The organism is Actinoplanes sp. NPDC051633 (assembly GCF_040681735.1).
Taxonomy (GTDB): Bacteria; Actinomycetota; Actinomycetes; order Mycobacteriales; family Micromonosporaceae; genus Actinoplanes.
This window is the reverse complement of sequence record NZ_JBFAZH010000761.1, coordinates 1-3,816: the sequence shown is the minus strand read 5'-3', so window position 1 is coordinate 3,816 and position 3,816 is coordinate 1. Positions and strand designations below refer to the sequence as shown.

Here is a 3,816-nt window from a genome sequence, read left to right as displayed (position 1 = left end):
GCCGCGGCGAGGTCCTCGCGGCAGAAGGTGTCGAGTGTCTCCTGGTCCTCGATCTCCTGCAGGCAGAGCACGTCGGCGTTCAGGACGGCGATGCGGCGGGCGATCCAGGCGCGGGCCTTCGGGTCCTTGCCGGCGACGAGGCCGCCGGCGAACGTACGCAGAATGCCGGTCAGCTCCGCCCCCGACGGCAGCACGATCCGCACGACGTCGTCACCGGACGGCTGCTCGGCGGCCTGCAAGGCCGGCAGCGCCGTCGCCGCGACCGTGCGTGACACCTCGGCGGAGAAGGACCAGCGGGAGAACAGGTTGTTCGCGTTGAACGTCGCGATGCGGATCACCCGCCGACGGTAAGCCCGGGCCGTCCGCGCCGGTGTCGGGTGCCTGACCGCGGCGGCGAAACGCGTCCGAAGAGCCGACGAGCTCGTTAGCCGTTCGATGAGACGACGAACCTTGTTGGTGGCGGGCTCGGCCGTGGCGGCGGGAGTCGCAGGCGCGTGGTGGCAGCGGAACGACACCGCTGAGCCGGTGGTGCCGTCGGCGCCGGCCGGGCACGAACGTGTGATGCCCAAGGTCTCCAAAGTCCGCGGCCGGACGGTCGACTTCTACACCGCCGTTCCGGCCGGCCACGGCGACGGGCGCGGCCTGCCGGTCTGCCTGGTCCTGCACGGCGGGTCCAAGCGCCCGGCCGACTTCGCCACGCTCGGCCTGGGCCGCTTCCTCACCGACGCGGTGCGGCGTGGCGCCGCGCCGTTCGTCCTCGCCGGCGCGACCGGCGACCGCCTGGCCTGGAAGCCGCACGGCGGCGACGATCCGCAGCGGATGGTGCACGAGGAGGTGCCCGCGTGGTGCGCCGCCGCCGGGTTCGACACGAGCCGCCTGGCGGCGTGGGGCTGGTCGATGGGCGGCTCGGGATCTCTGCTGCTGGCCGAGACCTTCCGGGGCTTCGTACGCGCGGTCGCCGCCTTCTCCCCCGCCGTCGGTCCCGGCGACGCCGTCTTCGCCGGCGCGCCGAAGCTGGCCGGGACGAAGGTCGGCCTGTGGTGCGGCCGCGACGACAGCCTCTACGACAACGTGCGCGCCTTCGAGAAGGCGCTGCCCGCGGCCCGGTCGGCCGGCGACTACCGCGACGGTGACCACAACTTCGGCTACTGGAGCACGGCCGTGCCGTCCGCGTTCGACTTCATCGCCGCGGCGCTCGCTGAGCGACGATGATCGCGCCCACCAGGAACGCGACGCACCCGGCGAGGGCGTAGACCAGGCCGGCGCGGCCGGCGATGACCGCCACGGCGAGCCCGCAGACGATCGTGCCCGCATAGTCGGCCTGGGCGAACAGCGAGTGCACGGTCGCGCGGACCGCACCGGTGGTCTCGCTGTTGACCCAGATGGTGCCGAAGCTGCGGGTCAGCGGCAACGCGCCCGCGGCCAGCACGACGGCGGCACCGGCGCCGGCCGGGCCGGGCGCGAGAGCCAGCCCGGCGACACCGATCACGCCGACGGCACAGGCGGCGACGTATCCACGCCGGACGGTGTGCGGGCCGTCGATCGTGCGCTGCGTGGCCCGCAGGGCGAACGCGCCGGCCAGGCACATCACCACGCTGAGACCGGTGATCCAGACGGTCGGATCGACGGCCGGCGCGAGCTCGACCAGCCGCAGGGGGTAGAGCCGCCCGAAGGCGCCGATCACGCCGTTCACCAGGAACGTCGCGGCGAAGACGGCGAGCAGCACCCGGCTGGCGGCGACCAGCCGGGACCCGTGCGCCAGGATCCGCCGGCCGGCCCGCCACCGCCGCGCGGGCGCCGGGACGAAGCGCCGCTCACGGAAGCCGGCGACGACGTACAGACCGAGAAGCAGCATGGCCGCTCCGGCGAGCACCATCGCCGTCGCGCGCCCGGTGAGCCAGGCCAGCCCGCCGATGCCGGCCAGCCCGGCGACCGTCCCGCCGAGCTGGGCCTGCTCCGCTCGGATCAGCACGACCGGCACCCGCGCCGGCTCGTCGAGCTCGTCGCTGATCCACGCCACGTCCGCGCCGCTGGCGAAGGTCCACGACAGACCCCACAACATCTGGGTCGCCAGCACCGCGCGGAAGTCGGTGACCAGGCCGGTGGTGAGCATCGCGACGCCCATCAGCAGGTGCGAGACGGCCAGCGACCATGTGCGGCTGAGGGTGTCGGCGACGACGCCGGCGGGGATCTCGAAGAGCAGGCCGATGCCGGCCTGGGCGACGCCGATCAGCACCAGCTGCGAGGCCGTCAGCCGGGCGTCGACGACCAGGTAGATGCTGGTCACCAGCCACCAGCCACGGTGCAGCACGGCTCGGCAGAAGACCCACCGGACGAAGGTGGCGCCCAGGTCCGGGCCGGCGCCGCTCACGGGCCGGCTCGGCGATCCTCGGTCGTCGTCACCGGCTGGACCGTACGGAGCGGCCGGCCGGGCGCGCCAGCAAATAACCGCCGGCCGGCCCGGTGCGGCATGCGACCACCGTAGTCAGGTGGCTGCGGACGGTACAGAATGCTGATGACAGCACGCTCCCGGTACTGCTCTCAACCACAGGGAGACAGCGATGAGCACCTCTCAGGACCTCAAGCTCGAGGTCGTCACCATCCCGGTCGCCGATCTGGATCGGGCCAAGGAGTTCTACACCAAACTCGGGTGGCGGCTCGACGCCGATCTCATCCTCGGCGGCCACCGCGCCATCCAGTTCACCCCGCCGGGATCGGGCGCCTCGATCCACTTCAGCACCGGTGCCGGTGCGCCCCCGCCGGGCTCGGCCCAGCGGCTGTTCCTGATCGTCTCCGACATCGAGGCCGCGCGGGACGACCTGATCAAGCTTGGGGTCGAGGTCAGCGACCTCTACCACGTGACGCCGGACGGCCGCGGCGACGGCCCGGCGCCCGCCCGCGCCACCTACAGCTCGTACGCGGAGTTCAAGGACCCCGACGGCAACGGCTGGCTGCTGCAGGAGGTGACCTCCCGGCTGCCCGGGCGGGTCGACACCGGCGTCACCACGTACTCGTCGACCAGCGACCTCGCGGCGGCGTTGCGCCGGGCCGCGGCCGCCCACGGCGAGCACGAGAAGCGCAACGGCGGCGAGTTCGACGAGAACTGGCCCGACTGGTACGCGGAATTTCTGGTGAGCGAGCAGAACGGCACGGAACCACCGCAATAACCTCCGAAGTAGCCCGTTCGGACGGACTTACTCAGGTCGAACCGCCCGGAGAAACGCCTCGCGAACCGATGGTGCGCGCCTCCGGGCGGGCCGATCGTGAGGGCACAATCCCATCCTCCCCTGCGCACAGACAGGAGGAATCATCGTGCCCAGAGAGGAACCACAGGCAGATCTCTTCACGAACATCGACGTCGACACCGGCGATCCACCGGAGACAGAGGACTATCCGGACGATGAGCTGAAGGCCGTCGAGGCGGCCCGGAAAGAGGCCGGGCTGCCCGCCGACGCGGAGGCGAGCTGAGATGACCAAGCTCTTCCAGATCGGCGTCACCTATCCGCACGAGATGAAGTCCGGCATCGGCCACATCGGCATGACGCTGGCCGGCGTCAACTACGAGTGCCGCGGCGGCAAGGGCGTGCTCCGCGGGTCGGGCGCGCGCGGCGCCACCAACAAGCTGTTCAAGCACCACTTCCACATGCTGGTGCCGAACTCGCGGGCGGCGGCCGCCAAGAAGTGGCTGGACGCGTGCGTGGGCACCAAGTACGCCTTCGGCGGGATGCAGAACCCCGACAGGTCGCCGAAGCGCCGCGGGGACTGCTCCGGTCTGGTCAGCGGCTTACCCAGCACCTTGCAGGTTCCGCCGCTGAC

6 protein-coding genes are annotated in these 3,816 nt (G+C 72.0%); 4 read left to right on the top strand and 2 right to left on the bottom strand.

Going from position 1 to position 3,816, the window contains the following annotated elements; genetic code table 11:
• Positions 1-338: hypothetical protein (locus tag AB0M20_RS31475; protein ID WP_364303962.1), on the bottom strand; the 338-nt coding region annotated here is incomplete at its 3' end.
• A gap of 97 nt (positions 339-435) precedes the next feature.
• Between AB0M20_RS31475 and AB0M20_RS31470 the strand changes: the two genes are divergently transcribed.
• The gene (locus AB0M20_RS31470) at positions 436-1,212 is read left to right on the top strand and encodes an alpha/beta hydrolase-fold protein (protein ID WP_364303961.1); all 777 of its coding nucleotides are present in this window, start codon (positions 436-438) and stop codon (positions 1,210-1,212) included.
• Here the strand turns inward: AB0M20_RS31470 and AB0M20_RS31465 are convergent.
• On the bottom strand, positions 1,181-2,371 hold the full coding sequence (locus AB0M20_RS31465) for an MFS transporter (RefSeq protein ID WP_364303960.1): 1,191 nt from the start codon (positions 2,369-2,371) through the stop codon (positions 1,181-1,183). The genes AB0M20_RS31470 and AB0M20_RS31465 overlap by 32 nt on opposite strands.
• Before the next feature lie 190 nt (positions 2,372-2,561).
• On the opposite strand from AB0M20_RS31465, the gene AB0M20_RS31460 reads away from it, so the two are divergent.
• The 3 genes from AB0M20_RS31460 to AB0M20_RS31450 all read left to right on the top strand — a co-directional run.
• The gene (locus AB0M20_RS31460; RefSeq protein ID WP_364303958.1) at positions 2,562-3,167 is read left to right on the top strand and encodes a VOC family protein; all 606 of its coding nucleotides are present in this window, start codon (positions 2,562-2,564) and stop codon (positions 3,165-3,167) included.
• A 145-nt stretch (positions 3,168-3,312) separates the two neighbouring features.
• Entirely contained in the window at positions 3,313-3,468 is a 156-nt protein-coding gene (locus AB0M20_RS31455) for a hypothetical protein (protein WP_364303957.1), read from the top strand.
• A gap of 1 nt (position 3,469) precedes the next feature.
• A partial coding sequence (locus AB0M20_RS31450) for a hypothetical protein (protein ID WP_364303956.1) occupies positions 3,470-3,816 on the top strand: 347 nt, incomplete at its 3' end.